We start from the raw sequence: 20709 nt of genomic DNA, 5'->3' as shown, positions 1-20709 counted from the left end.
GATGACTGCACAGTCCACAGTGATCAAGGCGCCGGGCGAGGCCTCGGCCGAGCGGTCCGGCGGCAGCGGCCGCTCCAAGGGGGGCGGGAACACCGGCTCCGACGGCACGGTGCTGAACGTCTTCTCGCACGGGTTCCTCGCCGTCTGGGCGATACTGATCGTCCTGCCCCTGATCTGGCTGGCGCTCGGCTCGTTCAAGACCGACTCCCAGATCGGCGGATCGGCCCTCAGCTGGCCCTCCAACTGGCACTTCGACGCCTTCTCCAGGGCCTGGGACAAGGGCATCGGCGACTACTTCGCCCACACGCTGATCGTGATGGTGTTCTCGGTCCCGCTGACCATGCTGCTCGGCTCGATGGCGGCGTACGTCCTGGCCCGCTACCCCTTCCCGGGGAACCGGCTCTTCTACTACTTCTTCGTCAGCGGGGCGATGTTCCCCGTCTTCCTGGCGCTCGTCCCGCTGTTCTTCATGGTCAAGCGCCTGGACATGCTCAACACGTACCAGGGTCTGATCCTGGTGTACGTGGCCTACTCGATGCCCTTCACCGTCTTCTTCATGCACTCGTTCTTCCGCACGCTGCCGACGGCCGTGCACGAGGCGGCGGTGATCGACGGGGCCTCCGACACCCGGATCTTCTTCCAGGTGATGCTGCCGATGGCCAAGCCCGGCCTGATCAGCGTCGGGATATTCAATGTCCTGGGCCAGTGGAACCAGTACATCCTGCCCTCCGTGCTGATGCAGCCGCAGACCGGATCGGACCCCGAGCGCTACATGCTCACCCAGGGCCTGATCCAGCTGCAGTACCAGATGGGGTACGAGACGGACCTGCCGGTGCTGTTCGCCGGCGTGACCATCGCGATGATCCCGATGCTGGTGGTCTACCTGTCCTTCCAGCGCCAGATCCAGGCCGGCCTGACCTCCGCCACCCTCAAGTAGCGGGGCGGCGACGGCCGGGGGCGACGCCGATCGCCCCCGGCCGTCCGTTCGGCGCAATCGGCGCCGGCCGTCCGCCCGGGCTCGCGGTCCATGCGTCGGCCCAGCGGGCGCAGCAGGAGGTTGACCCCCACCACGCCCGCCGTGCCGCAGGCGGCCAGCACGAACATGCCGACTCCGGCCAGGCAGCCCACGGCCGCCGAACACCACAGGGTGGCGGCCGTGTTCAGGCCCCGAACGCTCAGCCCGTCGCGCATGATCACCCCGGCGCCGAGGAAGCCGATCCCCGAGACGATCTGGGCCGCGACCCGGGAGCCGTCGTACTGGACCTCCGAGACGGCGCCGATGAACCCGTACTGCGAGAGCAGCACGAAGAGCGCGGCACCGCCCGCCACCAGGGCGTTCGTCCGCAGTCCGGCCATCCGGGCCCGCCACTGGCGTTCCAGTCCGATCGCCGCCCCGAAGCCGAGGGCGGCGGCGAGGTGCCCGGCCATTTCCCATTCGGTGAGCAGCATGGCCTCTCCCCTCCTCTTCCCGTTACCGGGCTCCTACAGCCAGGTGCCGAACGTGCGGATGTACAGGGTCTTCAGGAGCTGGGTGAGCGTGCAGTACGCCAGCAGCACGCCGATCAGCCACGGGAAGTAGCCCGCCGGCAGGGGCACGAAGCCCAGCGAGCCGGCCAGCGGCGAGAAGGGCAGGTACAGCCCGGTCAGCACCGCGAGGACGGTCATCACCATCACCGGCCAGGAGGCCCGGGACTGGATGAACGGGATCTTCCGGGTACGGATCATGTGGACGATCAGGGTCTGTGAGAGCAGCCCCTCGATGAACCAGCCGGACTGGAACAGCGCCTGGTCGGCCTCACTGTCCGCCCCGAACACGTTCCACATGATCACGAACATCGCGATGTCGAAGATCGAGCTGATCGGGCCGATGCAGACCATGAACCGGCCGATGCCCTTGGCGTCCCAGTTGCGGGGCCTGCGCAGGTACTCCTCGTCCATCCGGTCCCACGGCGTCGCCAGCTGCGCGATGTCGTAGACCAGGTTCTGCACCAGCAGCATGATCGCGAGCATCGGCTGGAAGGGGATGAACGCGCTCGCCACCAGGACCGAGAAGACGTTCCCGAAGTTCGACGACGCCGTCATCTTGATGTACTTGATCGTGTTGCCGAAGGTGGTCCGGCCCTGGATCACGCCCTGCTCCAGGACCGTCAGGTCCTTCTCGAGCAGGATGACGTCCGCCGACTCCTTCGCGATGTCGACCGCGGTGTCGACGGAGATGCCGACATCCGCGTCGCGCAGCGCCGCGGCGTCGTTGATGCCGTCCCCGAGGAAGCCGACGGTGTGGCCGTCCGCCTGCAGGGCCCGTACGATCCGGGCCTTCTGAACCGGGTTGACCTTGGCGAAGACCGTCGTACGGGCGGCAAGCGCGCGCAGTGCCGCCTCGTCGAGGGCGTCGATCTCGGCGCCGAGCACCACGTGCCCGACGTCGATGCCGACGTCCGCGCAGACCCGGGCGGCGACGAGGTCGTTGTCGCCGGTGACGACCTTCACCGCGATGCCCTTGTCGGCGAGGCCCTGCAGGGCCCGGGCGGCGTCGGCCTTCGGCGGGTCGAGGAAGGCGAGGAAGCCGACCAGGGTCAGCCCGTCCTCGTCCGCGACGCCGTAGGAGTCGCGCGGGGTGCTCATCGTGCGGGTGGCGACGGCGAGGACGCGCAGGCCCTGGCGGTTGTTGCCCTCGGCGATGCGGGTGACGCGCCGGCGCAGCTCGTCGGTGAGCTCGACCCTCCGGCCGCGGTCCGTCATGTGGGTGCAGAGGTCCAGGACCTCCTCCACCGCACCCTTGGTGATCATGACGTGCTCGGAGCGGCCGAGGTCGCCCACGGTGCCGTTGCGGCCCAGTACCACGGACATCCGCCGGCGGGCGAAGTCGAAGGGGATCTCGTCGACCATCGAGAACCGTGCGTCGACGACAACCTCCTCGGCCTCGTCGACCCGGTCGATGACCGCCTGGTCCATCAGGTTCTTCAGGCCGGTCTGGAAGTGGGAGTTGAGGTAGCCGTACTCCAGGACCTCGTCGTCCTCGTTGCCGTGCACGTCCAGGTAGCGGTCCAGGACGATCCGGTCCTCGGTGAGGGTGCCGGTCTTGTCCGTGCAGAGCACGTCCATCGCGCCCAGGTTCTGGATCGCGTTGAGGCGCTTGACGACGACCTTGCGCCTGGACATGGCGACCGCGCCGCGCGCCAGGTTGGCGGAGACGACCATCGGCAGCATCTCGGGGGTCAGGCCGACCGCGACGGCGATGCCGAAGAGGAAGGCCTCGTCCCAGTCGCCCTTGGTGAGGCCGTTGATCGCGAACACGACCGGGACCATGACCAGCATGAAGCGGATCAGCAGGAAGCTGACCTTGCGCACGCCGTTGTCGAAGTTGGTCTGCGGCCGCTCGCCGACCAGCGAGCCGGCCATCGAGCCGAAGTAGGTGTCGGCGCCGGTGGCGACGACCACGCCGGTGGCGGTGCCGGAGGTGACCGAAGTCCCCATGAGGACCAGGTTGCCTGCCTCGACCGGGTCGGTGGTCTCGAACTGGCCGAGGTCCTCGGTGACGGGGTTGCCCGCGGCGGAGCGAGGGGGAGTGTCGGCCTTGGCCACCGGCAGGGACTCGCCGGACAGCGCGGCCTGGCCGACCATCAGGTCCTTGGAGGTGATCAGCCGCAGGTCGGCCGGGATCAGGTCACCCGCGGCCAGCTTCACCACATCGCCCGGGACCACCTGGTCCATGGGCACCTCGAGGGTGATCGGCCCCGCGCCGCCGCCGGCCCGGCGCTGCACGGCGCAGGTGGTGGTGACGAGCTTCTTCAGTGCGTCGGCGGCGCGGCCGGAGCGGAACTCCTGCCAGAAGCGCAGCAGCCCGCTGATCCCCACCATCACGGAGAGGATGACGACGCCGGGATCGGCCGGGTCCTGCCACCACATGACGGCGGCCAGGAAGACCAGGACGGCGATGAAGGGGTTCCGGAACGCCTTCGCCAGCTGGACCCACCAGCGCGGGGCGCGCTCGTGGGCGACGACGTTGGCGCCGTGCCGCTCCAGGCGCAGCGCCGCCTCGGCGTGCGTGAGGCCGCCCGGGGTGGTGGAGAGGTCCTGCAGGACCCGGGCGCCGGGCCGGGCGCTGAATCCGGCGAGCTGCTCGCCGGCGAGCCGGGTACGGGACTCCAGCTCGGCGGCCTTGCGCTCGCGGCGGCCCCTGCCCGGCGGTGCGAGCTTGGTCGGGGTACGGGGGGTGAGCATGGTCATGACGAATACCTCCCTCCACTGCGTCCGGGCAGCACGGAGCCGCACGGTCACGTGGAGTGATCACGGGTCGGCGCAGGGCGGCGCGAAGCGCCGGCGGGCACGCCGATGGGCATGGATGACGCACGCCCGGCACAAGGGCCGGGGCATGCGGAAGGAAGGGCGGGGGAAGGAAGAAATGCAGAAACGCACGGGGATCGCGGCGGTGTGCCGCACCGTGCGCACTCAGGGAAGGTTCAGCTGATCAAGGTCAGCCGACGAGAGCGCTGCAAGGACTTCGATCGGGACTCATCCCGAACACCTCCTTGCGCAGCGCCGTCATTTACAGGGCGCCCGATCCGGCCGGAAAGGCCGCAGAGGACCGGCGCCTCAGCGACCGTAACACGATCTAGAGGGATGTCTCTCATACTTATGACCGGTAGTGGCCGATTCGTTCTGTGTCAGCCTCTTGACGTCTGGAGGGCCAAAGGCTCGACTTAAGGTTCACAAGTTGGAGAGACGCCGGGGTCTCGGAGCACCAAGCCGCGATCGCCGGCTCGGGGGGCGACGGTCGGCCGTCGCTTATGGGCAGGAGTGGATGAGTCGTGCAGACTCCCGGATCGCAGTCTTCGCTGCACCGCGCGAATCTCGAACGGGTCGTGCGGGCCGTGCGGCTCGCGGGTTCGCTGACCCAGGCCGAGATCGCCCGGTCCACCGGACTGTCGGCGGCCACGGTCTCCAACATCGTCCGCGAGCTCAAGGACGGTGGGACCGTCGAGGTCACGGACACCTCGGCCGGCGGCCGGCGGGCGCGCAGCGTCTCGCTCAGCGGCGACGCCGGCATCGTGATCGGCGTGGACTTCGGCCACACCCACCTGCGGGTGGCGGTCGGCAACCTCGCCCACCAGGTCCTGGCCGAGGAGTCCGCGCCGCTGGACGTGGACGCCTCCTGGGCGGACGGCTTCGACCGGGCGGAAGCCCTGGTCGGAGAGCTGATCGCGGGCATCGGGGTAGGCCTGGACAAGGTCATCGGAGTGGGGCTCGGCGTGCCGGGCCCCATCGACGTGGAGTCCGGGACCCTCGGCTCCACCGCGATCCTGCCGGGCTGGGCCGGGATCAACCCGCGCCAGGAGCTCTCGCAGCGCCTCGGCGTGCCCGTGTACGTGGACAACGACGCCAACCTCGGGGCGCTCGGGGAGCTGGTGTGGGGCAGCGGCCGCGGGGTCAAGGACCTCGCGTACATCAAGGTCGCGAGCGGTGTCGGCGCCGGCCTGGTGATCAACGGGCAGATCTACCGGGGGCCCGGCGGCACCGCCGGCGAGATCGGGCACATCACCCTCGACGAGTCGGGCCCGGTCTGCCGCTGCGGCAACCGCGGCTGCCTGGAGACCTTCGCCGCGGCCCGCTACGTGCTGCCGCTGCTGCAGAGCACGCACGGGCCCGAGCTCACCATGGAGCGGGTGGTCGAACTGGCCCGGGAGGGCGATCCGGGCTGCCGCCGGGTCATCGCCGACGTGGGCCGCCATGTGGGTAGTGGTGTCGCGAACCTGTGCAACGTCCTGAACCCGAGCCGCGTGGTGCTCGGCGGCTCCCTGGCGGAGGCCGGTGAACTGATCCTGGCCCCCATACGTGAGTCGGTGGGGCGGTACGCGATCCCCAGCGCGGCACGGCAACTGTCCGTGCTCACCGGGTCGTTGGGCGGCCGCGCAGAAGTACTGGGCGCACTGGCCCTGGTGCTGAGCGAGATGGGCGATTCGACCCTTCTGGCCGATTCTCCGAGCCTCAAGCTCTTGCCTTCAGTTAGATAACGGATGGCACCGTTGTCATCTCGTTAAGGATTCACTCCTTGACGGCAAACTGCGGCCGAGGTTGACTCACGTCCACCTCGGCCGCAATGTTGCGGCCTCGTCAGGGAGGTTCAAGAAATGAACACGCGCATGCGTAGAGCCGCCGTAGCCGTCGCCGCCACCGCGATGGCCGCTTCCCTTGCCGCCTGTGGCAGCGCCAAGGAGGCCGGTGAGAAGCCGAAGGAGTCCGGCTCCGCCGCCGCGGGTGGCGCGATCAAGATCGGTCTGCTCCTGCCGGAGAACCAGACCGCGCGCTACGAGAAGTTCGACAAGCCGCTCTTCGAGAAGAAGGTCGCCGAACTCACCGGCGGCAAGGCCGAGGTGGTCTACGCCAACGCCAAGCAGGACGCGACCACGCAGAACTCGCAGGTCGACACGATGATCACCAACAAGGTGAACGTCCTGGTCATCGACGCCGTGGACTCCAAGGCCATCGCCGGCTCGGTGAAGAAGGCCAAGGAGAAGGGCATCCCGGTCGTGGCCTACGACCGCCTCGCCGAGGGCCCGATCGACGCCTACACCTCCTTCGACAACGAAGAGGTCGGCAAGGTCCAGGGCAAGGCCCTGCTCGAGGCCCTGGGCGACAAGGCCAAGAGCGGTGAGATCGTCATGATGAACGGGTCGGTCACCGACCCGAACGCCGCCCTCTTCAAGAAGGGTGCGCACTCCGTCCTCGATGGCAAGGTGACCATCGGCAAGGAGTACGACACCAAGGAGTGGAAGCCGGAGAACGCCAACACGAACATGGCGGGTGCGATCTCCGCGATCGGCAAGGACAAGATCGTCGGCGTCTACTCCGCCAACGACGGCATGGCAGGCGGCATCATCACCGCCCTCAAGGCGGCCGGCATGGACCCGCTGCCCCCGGTCACCGGCCAGGACGCGGAACTCGCCGGTGTGCAGCGGATCGTTGCGGGCGAGCAGTTCATGAGCGTCTACAAGCCGTACGCCCCCGAGGCCGAGGCCGCCGCGAAGATGGCCGTCGCGCTCGCCAAGGGCGAGAAGCTGGACGGTGTCACCACCTCCAAGGTCGACAGCCCGACCGACAAGGGCATCCCCTCGGTCCTGGTCCCCGTCGTCTCGCTGACCAAGAACAACATCAAGGACACTGTCATCAAGGACGGTGTCTACACGGCCGACGAGATCTGCACCGACAAGTACGCGGCCGCCTGCACCACCCTCGGCCTGAAGTAGGCCGACGGGGCCCGGCACGGGCCCCTGTAGGCCATCCCGGCCCCGGAACGGGCCGTCCCGGCCGCACGCAGGTCCCCCCGGGCCTGCCGAGGCCCCAGCGTCCTGCCGGCCGGAGGCCCGCCCCCGCGGCCTCCGGTCCACCAGGACCCCCGCGCCTGCCCGGCGCCCCGCCCTTCTTCCCCCGCCACGCGTGGGGCGCCGGGCAGAAACGATTCCTTATCCCACCCCGCTCCTGCACTTTCTGCACGACATCCCCGCCGGTCAGGCGGCGAAGGAGATGGTTCATGTGTCCGCTGCGCCCGTGCTGGCGTTGCGAGGGGTCTCGAAGCGATTCGGTGCCGTCCAGGCGCTCACCGACGTAGAACTCGAGATCCACTCCGGCGAGGTGGTCGCCCTGGTCGGCGACAACGGCGCCGGCAAGTCCACGCTCGTCAAGACGATCGCCGGCGTCCACCCCATCGATGACGGAGTCATCGAGTGGGAAGGCAAGCCGGTCTCGATCAGCAAGCCCCACGACGCCCAGAACCTGGGCATCGCGACGGTCTACCAGGACCTCGCGCTGTGCGACAACATCGACGTCGTCGGCAACCTCTTCCTGGGCCGCGAGCTCAAGCGCCGCGGAGTCCTGGACGAGGTGGAGATGGAGCGCCGCGCCCGCGAGCTCCTGACCACCCTGTCCATCCGGATCCCCAGTGTCCGCATCCCCATCGCCTCGCTCTCCGGCGGTCAGCGCCAGACCGTGGCGATCGCCCGTTCGATGCTCGGCGAGCCCCAGCTCGTCATCCTCGACGAGCCCACCGCCGCCCTCGGCGTCGAGCAGACCGCACAGGTCCTCGACCTGGTGGAGCGGCTGCGCGAGCGCGGCCACGCCGTCATCCTCATCAGCCACAACATGGCCGATGTGAAGGCCGTCGCCGACAAGGTGGCGGTCCTGCGGCTGGGCCGCAACAACGGCGTCTTCAACGTCAAGGACACGTCGCAGGAAGAGATCATCTCCGCCATCACCGGAGCCACGGACAACGCCGTGACCCGCCGGGCGGCCCGTACCGGGGAGGCCCGCAAGTGAGCACCGAACACCACACCCATGCGGAAGAGGTGGCCCAGCTCGCCAACCCCGCCGCCCCGGCGGACGCCATCCCCGCGGTGGACCCGCGCCTGCTCGTGCGCGAGCAGGGGCTGGCCGGCTACCTGAGCGAGTTCGGTCGCAAGATGAAGGCCGGCGACCTGGGCTCCCTCCCGGTCGTCATCGGCCTGATCATCATCTGCGGCATCTTCCAGGGGCTGAACGCGAACTTCCTGTCCCCGGAGAACCTCACCAACATCGCGATCACGATGGTCGCCACCGGCATGATGGCCGTCGGCATCATCTTCGTGCTGCTGCTCGGCGAGATCGACCTCTCCGTCGGCTCGGTGAGCGGTGTCGCGGGTGCCCTCTTCGCCGTCCTGGCCGTCACCCACGGGGTCAACGAGTGGGTGGCGATCCTGGCCGCCGTCGCCGGCGGTGCCCTGATCGGCGCAATCCACGGCTTCTTCTTCGCGAAGATCGGCGCGCCGGCCTTCGCGGTCACGCTGTCGGGCCTGCTCTTCTGGTCCGGCGCCATGCTGCAGATCCTCGGCAGCAACGGCACGATCAACATCGACTCCGACGGTGTCGTGGGCCAGCTCACCACGTACTTCTTCACGGACGTGGCGGCCGGCTACGGCCTCGCCGCGGTCGCGGTGATCGGGTACTTCCTGGCGAGCTTCTTCGACAACCGCCGCCGCGCGGCCGCGGGCGTCCCGTCCCGTCCGATGAGCGAGATCGCCCTGCGCACGGGCCTGCTGGCGGTCTTCACCTTCGGTCCCGCCGCGGTGTTCAACCAGTACAAGGGCCTGCCGCTGGCGGTCGTGCTCTTCGTGGTGGTGCTGGCCGGCACGGACTTCCTGCTGCGCCGCACCACGTTCGGCCGGAACGTCTTCGCCCTCGGCGGCAGCGTCGAGGCCTCCCGCCGTGCGGGCATCAGCGTCGTCGGGATCCGTATCGCGGTGTTCACGATCTCGGGCACCTTCGCGGCCATCGGCGGCCTCTTCTGGGCCTCCAAGATCGCGGCGGCCAACCAGAGCGCCGGCGGCGGCGACCTGCTGATGAACGTGATCGCGGCGGCCGTGATCGGCGGCACCAGCCTCTTCGGCGGCCGGGGCCGGACCTGGAACGCCCTCCTCGGCGTCATGGTCATCACCTCGATCCAGTACGGTCTGGCTCTCCAGGGCATCGCCACGCCGATCCAGTACATGATCACCGGTGCGGTGCTGCTGGCCACCGTGGTGATCGACTCGGTCACCCGCAAGACCCAGAAGACGGCCGGACGCGCCTGACACCGCGTCCGTTGCGGTAAGACCGGTCACAGTGCCCGGTGCCACCCCGTGTGGCACCGGGCATCCGTGCGTACGTCCGTACGTACATCTGTGCGTACGCCTGTGTGGGTATACGCCCGAATGTGAGGTGTGACATCGGGGTGATCTGCACAGGGATGTCTACAGCCATGACAAAGCTGTGACCCGTGTGCGGCAGCCCGATGACCGACGTCGCCGACGGAACATTAGACTCGACAGACCAGCAAGCAACTGCAAGGAGGCACGGGTGCTGCTGACCCGCATCAAGGGACCGCGCGATCTGGACCGGCTCAGCCAGGAGGAGCTCGACCAGCTCGCCGCCGAGATCAGGTCCTTCCTCGTCGACGCCGTCTCCAAGACCGGCGGGCACCTCGGCCCCAACCTCGGGGTGGTCGAACTGACGATCGCTCTGCACCGGGTCTTCGACTCGCCCAAGGACAAGGTCCTCTTCGACACCGGCCACCAGGCCTACGTCCACAAGCTGCTCACGGGCCGCCAGGACTTCGCCGGCCTGCGCACCAAGGGCGGCCTGTCCGGCTACCCCTCGCGCGCCGAGTCCGACCACGACGTGATCGAGAACTCCCACGCCTCCACCGTGCTGGGCTGGGCCGACGGCCTCGCCAAGGCCAACGAGGTGCTGGGCCGGGAGGACCACCACGTCGCCGCCGTCATCGGCGACGGCGCGCTGACCGGAGGCATGGCCTGGGAGGCGCTGAACAACATCGCCGCCGCCAAGGACCGCCCGCTGGTCATCGTCGTCAACGACAACGAGCGCTCGTACGGCCCCACCATCGGCGGCCTCGCCAACCACCTGGCCACCCTGCGCACCACGGACGGCTACGAGCGCTTCCTGGCCCGCGGCAAGGAACTCCTGGAGCGCACCCCGGTCGTCGGGAAGCCGCTCTTCGAGACCCTGCACGGCGCCAAGAAGGGCCTCAAGGACTTCATCGCCCCGCAGGGCATGTTCGAGGACCTCGGCCTGAAGTACATCGGGCCCATCGACGGCCACGACATCGAGGCCCTGGAGTCCGCCCTGCAGCGCGCCAAGCGCTTCAGCGGCCCGGTCATCGTGCACTGCCTCACCCAGAAGGGCCGCGGCTACACCCCGGCCCTCGAGCACGAGGCGGACCGCTTCCACGCGGTCGGCGTGATCCACCCGGACACCGGACTGCCGGTCAAGACCGCCGCCGCCAGCTGGACCTCCGTCTTCGCCGACGAGATGGTCAAGCTCGGCCACGAGCGCGCGGACATCGTCGGCATCACCGCCGCCATGCTCCACCCGGTCGGCCTCAACAAGTTCGCCGAGGCCTTCCCGGACCGCATCTACGACGTGGGCATCGCCGAGCAGCACGGCGCCACCTCGGCGGCCGGCCTCGCCACCGGCGGGGTCCACCCGGTCTTCGCGGTCTACGCGACCTTCCTCAACCGCGCCTTCGACCAGGTCCTGATGGACGTCGCCCTGCACAAGTGCGGGGTCACCTTCGTCCTGGACCGGGCCGGCGTCACCGGCGACGACGGCGCCTCCCACAACGGCATGTGGGACATGTCCATCCTCCAGGTCGTCCCCGGCCTGCGGCTGGCCGCCCCGCGCGACGCCGAGCAGCTGCGCGCCCAGCTGCGCGAGGCCGTCGAGGTCAAGGACGCCCCGACCGTCGTGCGCTACTCCAAGGGCGTCGTCGGCCCGGCCGTCCCGGCCGTCGGCCGGATCGGCGGCATGGACGTCCTGCGCGCCCCGGCCCCCGAAGTCACCCGGCCGGACGTACTGCTCGTCTCGGTCGGCGCGCTCGCCCCGATGTGCCTGGAGATCGCCGACCTGCTCGACAAGCAGGGCATCTCCACGACCGTCGTCGACCCCCGCTGGGTCAAGCCCGTGGACGAGGCCCTGGCCCCGCTCGCGGACCGCCACCGCGTGGTCGTCACCGTCGAGGACAACGGCCGCACCGGCGGTGTGGGCTCCGCCGTCGCGCAGGCGCTGCGCGACGCGGGTGTCGACGTGCCGCTGCGCGACTTCGGCATCCCGCAGCGCTTCCTCGACCACGCCCTGCGCAAGGAGATCATGGCCGAGATCGGGCTGACCGCGCCGGACATCGCCCGGCAGGTCACGGGCCTGGTGGCGAAGCTGGACGGGCGCTACGACAGCGAGCCGGCCGCCGCCGTCGACTAGGGCGGTACCGGCCACTAGATCGCCGCGCGGTTGCACGTCACGGGCCGGGAGATCACCCTTGAAGGGGTGGGCCTCCCGGCCCGTTCGCGTGCGTCGACACCTGTTTCGGAGGTGCGTCGGTGAGTAGGGATATGAACAGCCCCTTCCGCACCAAGACGGTGGAGCAGTCCATCCGTGACACGGAGGAGCCGGAACACGCGCTCCGGAAGTCGCTCTCCGCCTGGGACCTGACGGTTTTCGGTGTGGGTGTCATCATCGGCACCGGCATCTTCGTCCTCACGGGCATCGCTGCCCGGAACAACGCCGGACCCGCCACCTCCCTCGCCTTCGTGGCGGCGGGCATCGTCTGCGCCCTCGCGGCGCTGTGCTACGCAGAGTTCGCGTCCACCGTGCCGGTGGCCGGATCCGCGTACACCTTCTCGTACGCCTCGATCGGTGAGCTGCCCGCCTGGATCATCGGCTGGGACCTGGTGCTGGAGTTCGCGCTCGGCACCGCCGTCGTGGCGGTCGGCTGGTCCGGCTACGTGCGCCACCTCATGCACACCAACCTGGGCTGGGACCTGCCCACCGCGCTGTCCGGACCGGACGCGGGAGGCAGCTTCGACCTGCTGGCCTTCCTGCTGATCCTGGTGCTGACGGCGATCCTGGTCGTCGGGACGAAGCTCTCGGCGCGGATCACCGCGGTCGTCGTCGCCATCAAGGTCTTCGTGGTCCTGCTGGTCATCGTCGCGGGCCTGTTCTTCATCAAGGGCGACAACTACTCGCCGTTCATCCCGCCGGCCCAGCCGCAGGAGGCCGGCAGCGGCCTGCACGCGCCACTGGTCCAGTTGCTGTTCGGCTACGCGCCCACCAACTTCGGCGTCATGGGCATCTTCACCGCGGCCTCCCTCATCTTCTTCGCCTTCATCGGCTTCGACGTCGTGGCCACCGCCGCCGAGGAGACCAGGAACCCGCAGCGGGACATGCCGCGCGGCATCCTCGGCTCGCTGCTGATCTGCACCTTCCTCTACGTCGCCGTGACGCTGGTGGTCACCGGCATGCAGAAGTACTCGGAGATGTCACCGACCGCACCACTGGCCGAAGCCTTCAAATCGGTGAACCAGCCCTTCTTCTCCGGCGCGATCAGCCTCGGGGCGGCCGTCGGCCTGATCACCGTGAGCATGATCCTGCTGCTCGGCCAGACCCGCGTGTTCTTCGCGATGAGCCGCGACGGACTGCTGCCGCGCGTCTTCTCCGTCACCCACCCCAAGTACCGCACCCCCTACCGGGCGACCCTCCTGCTCGGCGGGATCATCGCCGTCGTCGCGGGGTTCACCAGCCTGGAGAAGCTCGCGGAACTGGTGAACATCGGCACCCTGTTCGCCTTCGTGCTCGTCGCCCTCGGCGTGATCATCCTGCGCCGGACCCGCCCCGACCTGCACCGGGCGTTCCGCTGCCCGTGGGTGCCGGTGATCCCGATCCTGTCGATCGCGGCCTCGTTCTGGCTGATGCTCAACCTGCCGGCCGAGACCTGGATCCGCTTCGGCGTCTGGATGGCGATCGGCATCGTCGTCTACTTCGCCTACGGACGCTCGCACAGCCGCCTCGGCAAGGTCGGCGCCGACGCGAAGTTCTAGCGCGGAGGAAAGACGGAAGCCGGCCGTACGGGTCACCCGTACGGCCGGCCTCCGTGTGCGCGGGCGCGTCAGCCCTTCGCGGGGGACTTCTTCGCCTCCGCCGGGATCTTCTGGTCGGTGCGCAGGGCCTCCCACAGCTGGGTCGCCTGCGGCTCGGCCACGACCACGCGGTTCGGGTCCACCTTGTCGTAGGCGACCGGAAGCATGATCGTCTCCATGGTGTCCGGGTCCACGCCCTTCATGCTCTGGGCGAAGTCGGCCAGGGAGGTGAGGGAGGCGAGGTCGGAGTCGGTGGTCAGCGACTTCGTGCCGGCGTCGGCGAGCTTGTAGAGCCGGGCCGGGTTGCCGAGCGCGTCCTGCTTCTTGATCTCCGAGAGCATCGCCATCATGAACTGCTGCTGGAGGCCTATGCGCCCGAGGTCGCTGCCGTCCCCGTAGCCGTAGCGGGTACGGACGAACTTCAGCGAGTCGGTGCCGTTCAGCCGGTGCGTGCCCGCGTCGAGCTTGAGCCCGCCCTTGGCCCCGCTCATCGGCTTGTCCAGGGTGACGGTGACCCCGCCGAGCGCGTCCACCAGGCCCTTGAACCCGGCGAAGTCGACCTCGACGAAGTGGTCCACGCGGACCCCGGACATCTGCTCCACGGTCTTGACCACACAGGCCGGTCCGGCCAGCGAGTAGACCGAGTTGAACATGACCCGGTTCGCCGCCTTGACGGTCTTGCCGTCGGCGTCCTTGCATTCGGGCCGGCTGATCAGGGTGTCGCGCGGGATGCTCACCGCGGTGGCCTTGGACCGGCCCTCGGGTATGTGCACCAGCATGGCGGTGTCCGAGCGGGCGCCGCTCACATCGCCGTGGTCGAGGTCCGCGTTGGCCCCGGCGCGCGAGTCGGAGCCGAGTACGAGGACGTTCTGCGCGCCCGCGACGACCTTCTTCGGGCGGTTGTCGCCGATCGCCTGGTCCAGGTCGACGCTGTCGATGTTGCCGTTGAGATGGCTGTAGGCCCACCAGCCCGCGCCACCGGCCGCGAGGATGAGCACGGCCACCGTCAGCAGCACGATTCGCAGGGCACGTCGCCTGCCGCCGCGCCGCGGCCTGCGCCGGGACGGGGGAGTGGTGGCCGAGGGCCGGTCGGTCATGGAGGCAGAGCCCTTCTATTATCGATGGGGTGCATCATAAGACACACTTTCGAGTGGCTGGTTCTTTCCGGTGAAGAGCCCTGCCGCTTGAGCAGGACATACTCGGCAGAAGGGTGGACAGTGGCGTGATCCGAGGCAAAAGCGGTAGCCGGGGCGCCACTTCCGACCGCACGGCGCAGGATCCGGCCCCCGCCGGACCAGGTTCCCGTCGGTCGCCGTCGGTGGCCGGAAACTGGCTGTTCAAGGGCGGCGACGGACGCCTGACGGCCTACGCGTGCACCCCGGACGGCCTGCTGCGCTGGACCGAGGCCGCGGCACCCCGCGCCGGCTGGACCGGCCCCGACGCGTTCGGGGTCCCGGGCTGGCTGGGCACCGTCTCGATGGCGCAGAGCCGCGAGGGGTACGTGCACTTCGTCGCCCTTCGCACCGCCCAGGACGGCTCGGAGCGGCCCGAGGTCATCGTCTCCACCCAGTTCCAGCCGGGCCGCGCCATGACCGAGTGGCACAGCCTCGGCACCCCCGGCCTGCGCGGCGGACCCGCCGACGACCGGCTGGCCGGCCCGCCGCGCATCGCCGTCAACCAGCGCTCGGGCTCCACGCACGTCCTCGTCTCCCTGCGCCGCGGCGGCGTCCTGCGGCGCAGCCGCAACGCCGAGGGCGCCTGGGGCGGGTGGAAGCAGGTGGCACCGGAGCCGTACGCGGGCGACGTGCCCCCGCTCATGTCGGCCGGCGGGCCGCTCGAGCTGCTCGCCCTCGGCCGGGCCGGGGCCGACCGCTGGGTGGGTGTCGGCCAGGGCCGCTTCCAGCTCGCCGACCGCATCCCCACGCCGGTCGTCCCCGGCACCCCGGTCCTGTGCGAGACGGGCCCGCGCAGGGTGACGTACTTCTGGCGCTACCCGGGCGACGGATCGCTGGTCGCCTGGCGGGCCGGGCAGCAGGGCGCACAGGGCGGCGGCCTGATGGCCCTCGGCGGCGCAGGCGGCACGGGCGCGCCGGGCGTGGTCCGGGCCGTCATCGGCGGCTACGACTGCACGGTGCTCGCGCAGACCGGCGCCGAGGGCGACATCGAGCTCACCGCCTACGTCACCGAGAACGAGGGCTACGGCACCTGGTGGGCCTCCCTCGGCGGCCACGGCGCGCACGCGCCCCAGGTGGCGGTCGACGCGGCCGGCCGCATCGTGGTGGCCGCCCTCGACGCCGACGGCGCACTGATCTGCACCCGTCAGGACACCACCCAGCAGGGGCTGGTCTTCGGCCCCTGGGACGCCGCCTGAGGCGCACGCCGGCGCCGGGCGGGAAGACCGCCGCGCCGAACGGCCCGGCCGCCGCGCCGCCCGGCCGTCAGGCGTGCTGCGGCAGCGGCGTCCGCTGCGACACCTCGATGCTGAGACCGCCGGACTCCGTGTAGTACGGGGTGGCCGCCAGCTCCAGGCCCTGCGCACCGGGCGCGGCCGCGATCCGCACCGGCATCCGGGCCGTCGTGTCGAGCTCCGCGGCGCGCCGCGGGCCGAGCCGCACCTCCTGGGTCACGCCCTCGAAGCCGACCGCGAGGTGCAGGTCCCAGGTGCCCGGCGGGAGCGGCCAGCCGCTCGAGGTCTGCGCGAGGTTGACCCGGCAGGAGAAGCGGCCCATCGCCCGGGGCCTGCCCTTGGCGTTGGTCAGCGCATCGTCCCGGCGGGCCGTGACGGGGCAGCTCTCCGTCGCACCGCTCGTCCGCTCGCGCAGCACCACCCGGGTGGCGCGGTCCTTCGTCGACAGCTGCTCGAAGAACGCGAAGCCCTCCAGCAGCAGCATCGGCCCGTCCCAGCGGGCCTTCTCCAACTGGTGGGTGACCGTCATGTCACCGGTGATGTCGAACAGTTCGTCCGGCAGGGCGACCTGCGGGTCGCGGAAGAACGGCAGCGTCGTGTAGACCCGCCCGTTCTCCACCGTCTTGCGGACGGCCGGACGCTCCTTGTCCGCCTCGAAGGCGGCCATCCGCTGCGCCTCGGCGAAGCGGCCCTGCGCCAGCAGGGCGAACCGTACGGCCACCATGCGCGGCAGCAGCGCCAGTGCTCCCGGGGACGCCTGGGTGCGCAGCACCTCGGCGGCGGCCCACAGGGCCTGGTCCCGCTCCGCCGCGTCGGTGGCGGACAGCAGCGCGGCCGCGGTCGCCTTGCCGAGCTCCACCTCCAGGTGGCGGGACTGGAGCTTGTCCCGGCGCGGCCCCTCGGGCAGCTGCGAGCCGACCAGGGCCAGCATCCGGGAGACCAGGGCGACCCGGTCCGGCAGCGTCACCCGCTCCGCCGGCGCGGGGCCCTTGACCACGCAGGTCGCGTCGCCGACGACCGAGACGTTGTCCGCCCCGATGAAGGCGCCGGCCGTGAAGGCCTGGTCGTCGCCGATCACCATGTCGGTGGGGAAGGCCAGCCCGCGGCGCTGCAGCATGCTGGAGCGGAACAGCTTGTCCGGCGTCAGCGACCAGTAGACGCGCGAGGCGTACACATCGGTGTGGGCCTGGTTCCTGCGGAACATCGACGTCGCGACCGCATGCCGGCCCGAGCTCTCCAGCTTGCCCAGCACGACGTCGGCCTCGTTCGCGTCGGCCGCGGCGACCATCCGCTCCAGCGCGTCGGGCGTCAGCCGGTCCGTGGCCTCCAGGAAGATGACGTACCGTCCGCGCACCTGGCTCAGCGCCCAGTTGCGGGCGGCCGCCGGACTCAGCCCGTGCGACACCTGCCCCACGCGGACGAAGGCGGGGTACTGGTGCGCCGCGCGCGCGAGCACGGACCCGCTCTCGTCGGTCGAGCCGTCGTCGACGCCGATGATTTCCAGCCGCTCCGTTCCGATGGACTGCACGAAGACGGAAGCCAGGCAGGCGTCGAGCGCGGCGGCCTGATTGCAGACCCGGACGGCGACCGTCACGTCCTTGACGTCGGTGGGGCCGACGACGGCGGTGTTCATGATGGCGGGATCCTCGTCAGTTCTGCGGGGCGGCGGGGCGGGGCCACGGCATTTCCCCGGTGAGTTCGGGCCATTGCCAAGGCCGCGGGGCGCTGTCCGACGGATGCGGCGGGAAGGCGCCCGGGATGTGCTCCAGGGAGCCCACGAAGACGTTCACGTGCGAGGTCAGCTCGGCGGCCGCGGCCGTGCCCACCGTGTACTCGAACCGGTCGTAGCCGGTGAAGCCGGGGGCGGGCGCGTACGTGACCCAGCCGTCCTGCGACAGCTGCGCCCGGCCCTCCCGCGGCTGCGTCACGGAGATGGCCGTGCTTCCCGCCGGGGCCGCCGAGAGCACGTTGACGGTGCCCGGCCGGTCCGGTGCGGTCGCGATCCGCAGGCCGCGGGCGGTGGCCGGCCGCAGCGGCAGGGGCTCGGCGGCGAGCTTGCCCGTCCGTACGAGCTTGCGGCCCGAGGCGTCCGGGATGCCGACGAGGATCCGGGGCCGGATGCTGCGTGCCGTGGCCGAGGCGTCGACGCGCAGGTGCAGGACCCCCGTCGTCTGCTCCCCGGCGTCGGCGCGGGCCCGGAACCAGCGCTGGCGGGGGAAGTACTCCAGCCCCTGCACGCCGACGATCTCGCCGACGGCGGTCAGCGGCTCCTCCGCCAGGTACGCGCAGCCGCGCGAGGCGCCCTGATCGGGGGCGACGGAGAGGCCGAACTGGACGGTCTCGCCCGGGGAGACGCCGCGGCGCGGGTCGGCCGAGCTGTACAGGGCCGCGTACACGGCGCCCAGTGACGGGGTGTCGCCGACGGCCTGCCCGCGGCGGAGGAGGTTCACGCGGTGGACTCCTTGCGTGCCGCGGGCTCGGACACCCGGGACTTCGTACGGTGCGAGAACGTCTCCTCGTCCAGCCAGCCCATCTCCTCGTAGGAGAACCGGCGGCGGTCGAGGTCGCGGACCCAGGGGGAGGGGATGACGCCCTGCTCGGCGAGGCTGCGCGCGACGAACCGGGCGCACTCGATCGCGCCCTCGGCGCGCAGGTGCACGTTGTCCCCGTCCTGCACGTTCTCCAGCAGCGGCTCACCGGGCCGCAGATAGGTGAAGACGAGCTTGGACTGCTCCGGCCCGAGCTCCTCCCACCACTGCACGCTCTGGCCGTACAGGTCGACGACCGGAACGTGCTCGTCCTCGGCCAGCTGCCGGGCCGCGAGCGGGTAGTCGCCCAGGAAGCGGGCGACGTTGCCGTGCGCGTCCATGCGGCGCCGTTCGTACGGCAGCAGGATCACCGGGTGGGCCTGGCGCTCGCGCGCGCCGTGCACGAAGGCGGCCATGTTCTCCTGGAAGGTGGAGAACGGCTTGGTGTGCAGGCCGGGGTCGGTCTTCCAGTCGATCTGGCCGAAGCCGAACAGCAGGTAGTCGCCGGGCTCCAGGTTGTCGAGGATCCACTGGAGCCGGCCGCGCTCGCGGAAGCTCTTCGAGCTCGCGCGGGCGCGGGCGCAGTTGACGACCTCGACCGCATCGGTGAGGAAGAGGGGCAGTGCCTGGGCCCAGCCCACCATCGGCAGATAGCTGTACGGCCGGGCGACCGCCTCGGAGTCGCCGGCCACGAAGATCCTGCGCGGCGGCCGCTGCTGTCCGGGTGCGTACGTCACGCCTAGACCCCCTGGTCCTCCGTGGTCGCGATCAGTACGGACGCCAGCGCGGCCTCGAAGCCCGAGCGCTGCGCCGGCGTCGTGGTGGGGTCCTGCTTGCGCACGTCGATGACGTGGCCGGTCATCTCCGACAGCAGGACGTCCAGCGAGGTCAGGGCGACCGACTCGGAGGTGAGCAGCGATCCAGAGGGCTCCTGGCCGAACGCCTTGGTGCGCATCGGGGTGGCGGTGCGCTCCGGGTTCACGCAGTTGACGCGGATGCCGTCCTCGGCCCACTCGTCGGCGAGCGCCTGGGTCAGGTTGACCATGGCGGCCTTGGTCGAGGAGTACAGGCTGTACTCGGCGCGGCCGCGAGTGTAGCTGCTGGAGGTGAAGAGCAGCAGCTGGCCCTGGGTCTCGCTCAGGTACTTGTACGAGGTCCGGGCGATGTTGACGGGGGCGAGGTAGTTGACCTCGAGCGCTTCGCGGATCGTCTCGTTGTCGGTCGCGTCGAGGCGGCCGACGCGCAGCACGCCCGCGGTGTTGACGACGTAGTCGATGCGGCCGGTCTCGGCGTAGGCCTTGGCCAGGGCCTCCTCGACGTGCTCGGGGTTCTCGACGTGCGTGCCGGTGGTGGAGCGGCCCAGGGCGAAGACGCGGGCGCCGAAGCCCTCCGCGATGCGGGAGATGTCGGCACCGATGCCGTACGAGCCGCCGAAGACCACCATCGTCTTGCCGGCCAGCTGCTCGCGGTAGGCGGCCTCGCCGGCCTGGGCGGGCGCGGCGTGGGAGGCGAGCTGGAACAGCTTGTCGGCGATGAAGACGTCGACGGGCTGGGTGACCTTCATGTTGTAGTCGTCGCCGGTGACCACGTGGACCGGGACGTCGGGCAGGTACTTCACGACGACGGAGCAGTCGTCGGTGGCCTGGAAGAAGGGGTCCGCGGCCGCCCGCTCGTACGCGGCGCGGATCGTGGAGAGCCTGAAGCCCTGCGGGGTCTGGCCGCGGCGCAGCCGGGAGCGGTCGGGGACCTCGGTGATGAACTCGCCGTCGTCGCCGTGGGTGCGGGTCACGATGACGGTGTCGGAGGAGGGGATGGCGACGTCGACGGCCTGGTAGCGCTCGAGGGACTCGACGCATTCGCGCACCACTCGCTGCGAGAGCAGCGGGCGCACCGCGTCGTGGAAGAGGAGGTTGCAGTCCTCGCCCTCGCCGAGCCCGGCGGCCGCGGCCTCGATGGCGATCCGGGTGGTCTCGCTGCGGGTCGAGCCGCCGGCCAGTACCCGGGTGACCTTGCCCAGCCGGGCCCGCTCGACGATGCGGCGGGCGTCGTCCACGAACGCGGGCGTCATGAGGAGGATGACCTCGTCGACGTCCGGCGCGTTCTCGAAGACGTGGAGCGTGTGCTCCAGGATCGGCTTGCCGGCGATCTTGAGCAGCTGCTTCGGTATCTCGAGACCGATGCGCTGGCCGGTGCCCCCAGCGAGAACGACGGCGACGGTGCGGTGGGGGACGGGCCTGGAGGACAAGGCTCCTTCTTCCTGAGCTGAGGGGTGCGGCACGGCGGTCGGGCAGGGCGGTGGGTGGACGGGCGGTGCGACGCGAGGACCGGGGAGGTT

14 protein-coding genes and 1 pseudogene are annotated in these 20709 nt (G+C 70.4%); 8 read left to right on the top strand and 7 right to left on the bottom strand.

All coding sequences use genetic code 11. The features are described from left to right. The first annotated feature begins 1 nt into the window (after position 1). Positions 2–937 (top strand): carbohydrate ABC transporter permease, encoded by a 936-nt coding sequence (locus ACFYXK_RS08260; protein WP_389410356.1) that lies wholly within the window; start codon positions 2–4, stop codon positions 935–937. Between the two features lie 50 nt (positions 938–987). Here ACFYXK_RS08260 and ACFYXK_RS08255 read toward each other — a convergent pair. Next, positions 988–1449 (bottom strand): annotated as a pseudogene (locus tag ACFYXK_RS08255) (MgtC/SapB family protein); the annotation flags it as partial. Positions 1450–1482: 33 nt separating this feature from the next. Then, a complete protein-coding gene (gene mgtA / locus ACFYXK_RS08250; RefSeq protein WP_389410355.1) occupies positions 1483–4230 on the bottom strand; it encodes a magnesium-translocating P-type ATPase in 2748 nt (915 codons plus the stop codon). 581 nt (positions 4231–4811) lie between these two features. On the opposite strand from mgtA, the gene ACFYXK_RS08245 reads away from it, so the two are divergent. From ACFYXK_RS08245 to ACFYXK_RS08220, 6 genes are all read left to right on the top strand, one after another. Continuing rightward, a complete protein-coding gene (locus ACFYXK_RS08245; RefSeq protein WP_389410354.1) occupies positions 4812–6014 on the top strand; it encodes an ROK family protein in 1203 nt (400 codons plus the stop codon). 117 nt (positions 6015–6131) lie between these two features. Then, positions 6132–7247 carry a sugar ABC transporter substrate-binding protein gene (locus tag ACFYXK_RS08240; RefSeq protein ID WP_389410353.1) on the top strand — a complete coding sequence of 372 codons (1116 nt, stop codon included), beginning with the start codon at positions 6132–6134 and terminating at the stop codon, positions 7245–7247. Positions 7248–7524: 277 nt separating this feature from the next. Beyond that, positions 7525–8313, top strand: a complete 789-nt coding sequence (locus ACFYXK_RS08235; protein ID WP_363177442.1) for an ATP-binding cassette domain-containing protein — start codon at positions 7525–7527, stop codon at positions 8311–8313. After that, positions 8310–9602: a sugar ABC transporter permease gene (locus ACFYXK_RS08230; protein ID WP_389410352.1), complete on the top strand. Its 1293-nt coding sequence runs from the start codon at positions 8310–8312 to the stop codon at positions 9600–9602. Before ACFYXK_RS08235 ends, ACFYXK_RS08230 begins: the two co-directional genes overlap by 4 nt. 265 nt (positions 9603–9867) lie before the next feature. Beyond that, entirely contained in the window at positions 9868–11784 is a 1917-nt protein-coding gene (dxs, locus tag ACFYXK_RS08225) for a 1-deoxy-D-xylulose-5-phosphate synthase (protein WP_389410351.1), read from the top strand. 131 nt (positions 11785–11915) lie between these two features. Next, positions 11916–13400, top strand: a complete 1485-nt coding sequence (locus tag ACFYXK_RS08220) for an amino acid permease (protein WP_389410350.1) — start codon at positions 11916–11918, stop codon at positions 13398–13400. 68 nt (positions 13401–13468) lie between these two features. Here ACFYXK_RS08220 and ACFYXK_RS08215 read toward each other — a convergent pair whose 3' ends face one another. Further along, positions 13469–14536 (bottom strand): LCP family protein, encoded by a 1068-nt coding sequence (locus ACFYXK_RS08215; RefSeq protein ID WP_383509063.1) that lies wholly within the window; start codon positions 14534–14536, stop codon positions 13469–13471. Positions 14537–14757: 221 nt separating this feature from the next. Here ACFYXK_RS08215 and ACFYXK_RS08210 point away from each other — a divergent pair, with 221 nt between their 5' ends. Next, complete coding sequence (locus ACFYXK_RS08210; RefSeq protein WP_389410349.1) at positions 14758–15810, top strand: hypothetical protein; 1053 nt, start codon at positions 14758–14760, stop codon at positions 15808–15810. A gap of 67 nt (positions 15811–15877) precedes the next feature. On the opposite strand, the gene ACFYXK_RS08205 is transcribed toward ACFYXK_RS08210, so the two are convergent. From ACFYXK_RS08205 to ACFYXK_RS08190, 4 genes are read right to left on the bottom strand one after another with little or no spacing between them, the layout of a single operon-like run. After that, a complete protein-coding gene (locus ACFYXK_RS08205; RefSeq protein ID WP_389410348.1) occupies positions 15878–17479 on the bottom strand; it encodes a glycosyltransferase family 2 protein in 1602 nt (533 codons plus the stop codon). Positions 17480–17495: 16 nt separating this feature from the next. Beyond that, positions 17496–18296 carry an Ig-like domain-containing protein gene (locus ACFYXK_RS08200; RefSeq protein ID WP_389410347.1) on the bottom strand — a complete coding sequence of 267 codons (801 nt, stop codon included), beginning with the start codon at positions 18294–18296 and terminating at the stop codon, positions 17496–17498. Beyond that, on the bottom strand, positions 18293–19111 hold the full coding sequence (locus ACFYXK_RS08195) for a rhamnogalacturonan acetylesterase (RefSeq protein WP_389410346.1): 819 nt from the start codon (positions 19109–19111) through the stop codon (positions 18293–18295). The genes ACFYXK_RS08200 and ACFYXK_RS08195 overlap by 4 nt, the downstream gene beginning before the upstream one ends. Before the next feature lie 2 nt (positions 19112–19113). After that, complete coding sequence (locus ACFYXK_RS08190) at positions 19114–20619, bottom strand: SDR family NAD(P)-dependent oxidoreductase (RefSeq protein ID WP_389410345.1); 1506 nt, start codon at positions 20617–20619, stop codon at positions 19114–19116. Between the last annotated feature and the right edge of the window lie 90 nt (positions 20620–20709).

The sequence above is a fragment of the Streptomyces sp. NPDC002209 genome (assembly GCF_042890265.1).
Taxonomy (GTDB): Bacteria; Actinomycetota; Actinomycetes; order Streptomycetales; family Streptomycetaceae; genus Streptomyces.
This window is presented reverse-complemented; position numbering and strand designations above follow the sequence as displayed.

Coding starts and splice junctions, on each gene's coding strand:
- ACFYXK_RS08260 (WP_389410356.1), top strand. CDS start 2: ATGACTGCACAGTCCACAGTGATCAAGGCGCCGGGCGAGGCCTCGGCC.
- mgtA (WP_389410355.1), bottom strand. CDS start 4,230: ATGACCATGCTCACCCCCCGTACCCCGACCAAGCTCGCACCGCCGGGC.
- ACFYXK_RS08240 (WP_389410353.1), top strand. CDS start 6,132: ATGAACACGCGCATGCGTAGAGCCGCCGTAGCCGTCGCCGCCACCGCG.
- ACFYXK_RS08235 (WP_363177442.1), top strand. CDS start 7,525: ATGGTTCATGTGTCCGCTGCGCCCGTGCTGGCGTTGCGAGGGGTCTCG.
- ACFYXK_RS08220 (WP_389410350.1), top strand. CDS start 11,916: ATGAACAGCCCCTTCCGCACCAAGACGGTGGAGCAGTCCATCCGTGAC.
- ACFYXK_RS08215 (WP_383509063.1), bottom strand. CDS start 14,536: ATGACCGACCGGCCCTCGGCCACCACTCCCCCGTCCCGGCGCAGGCCG.
- ACFYXK_RS08205 (WP_389410348.1), bottom strand. CDS start 17,479: ATGAACACCGCCGTCGTCGGCCCCACCGACGTCAAGGACGTGACGGTC.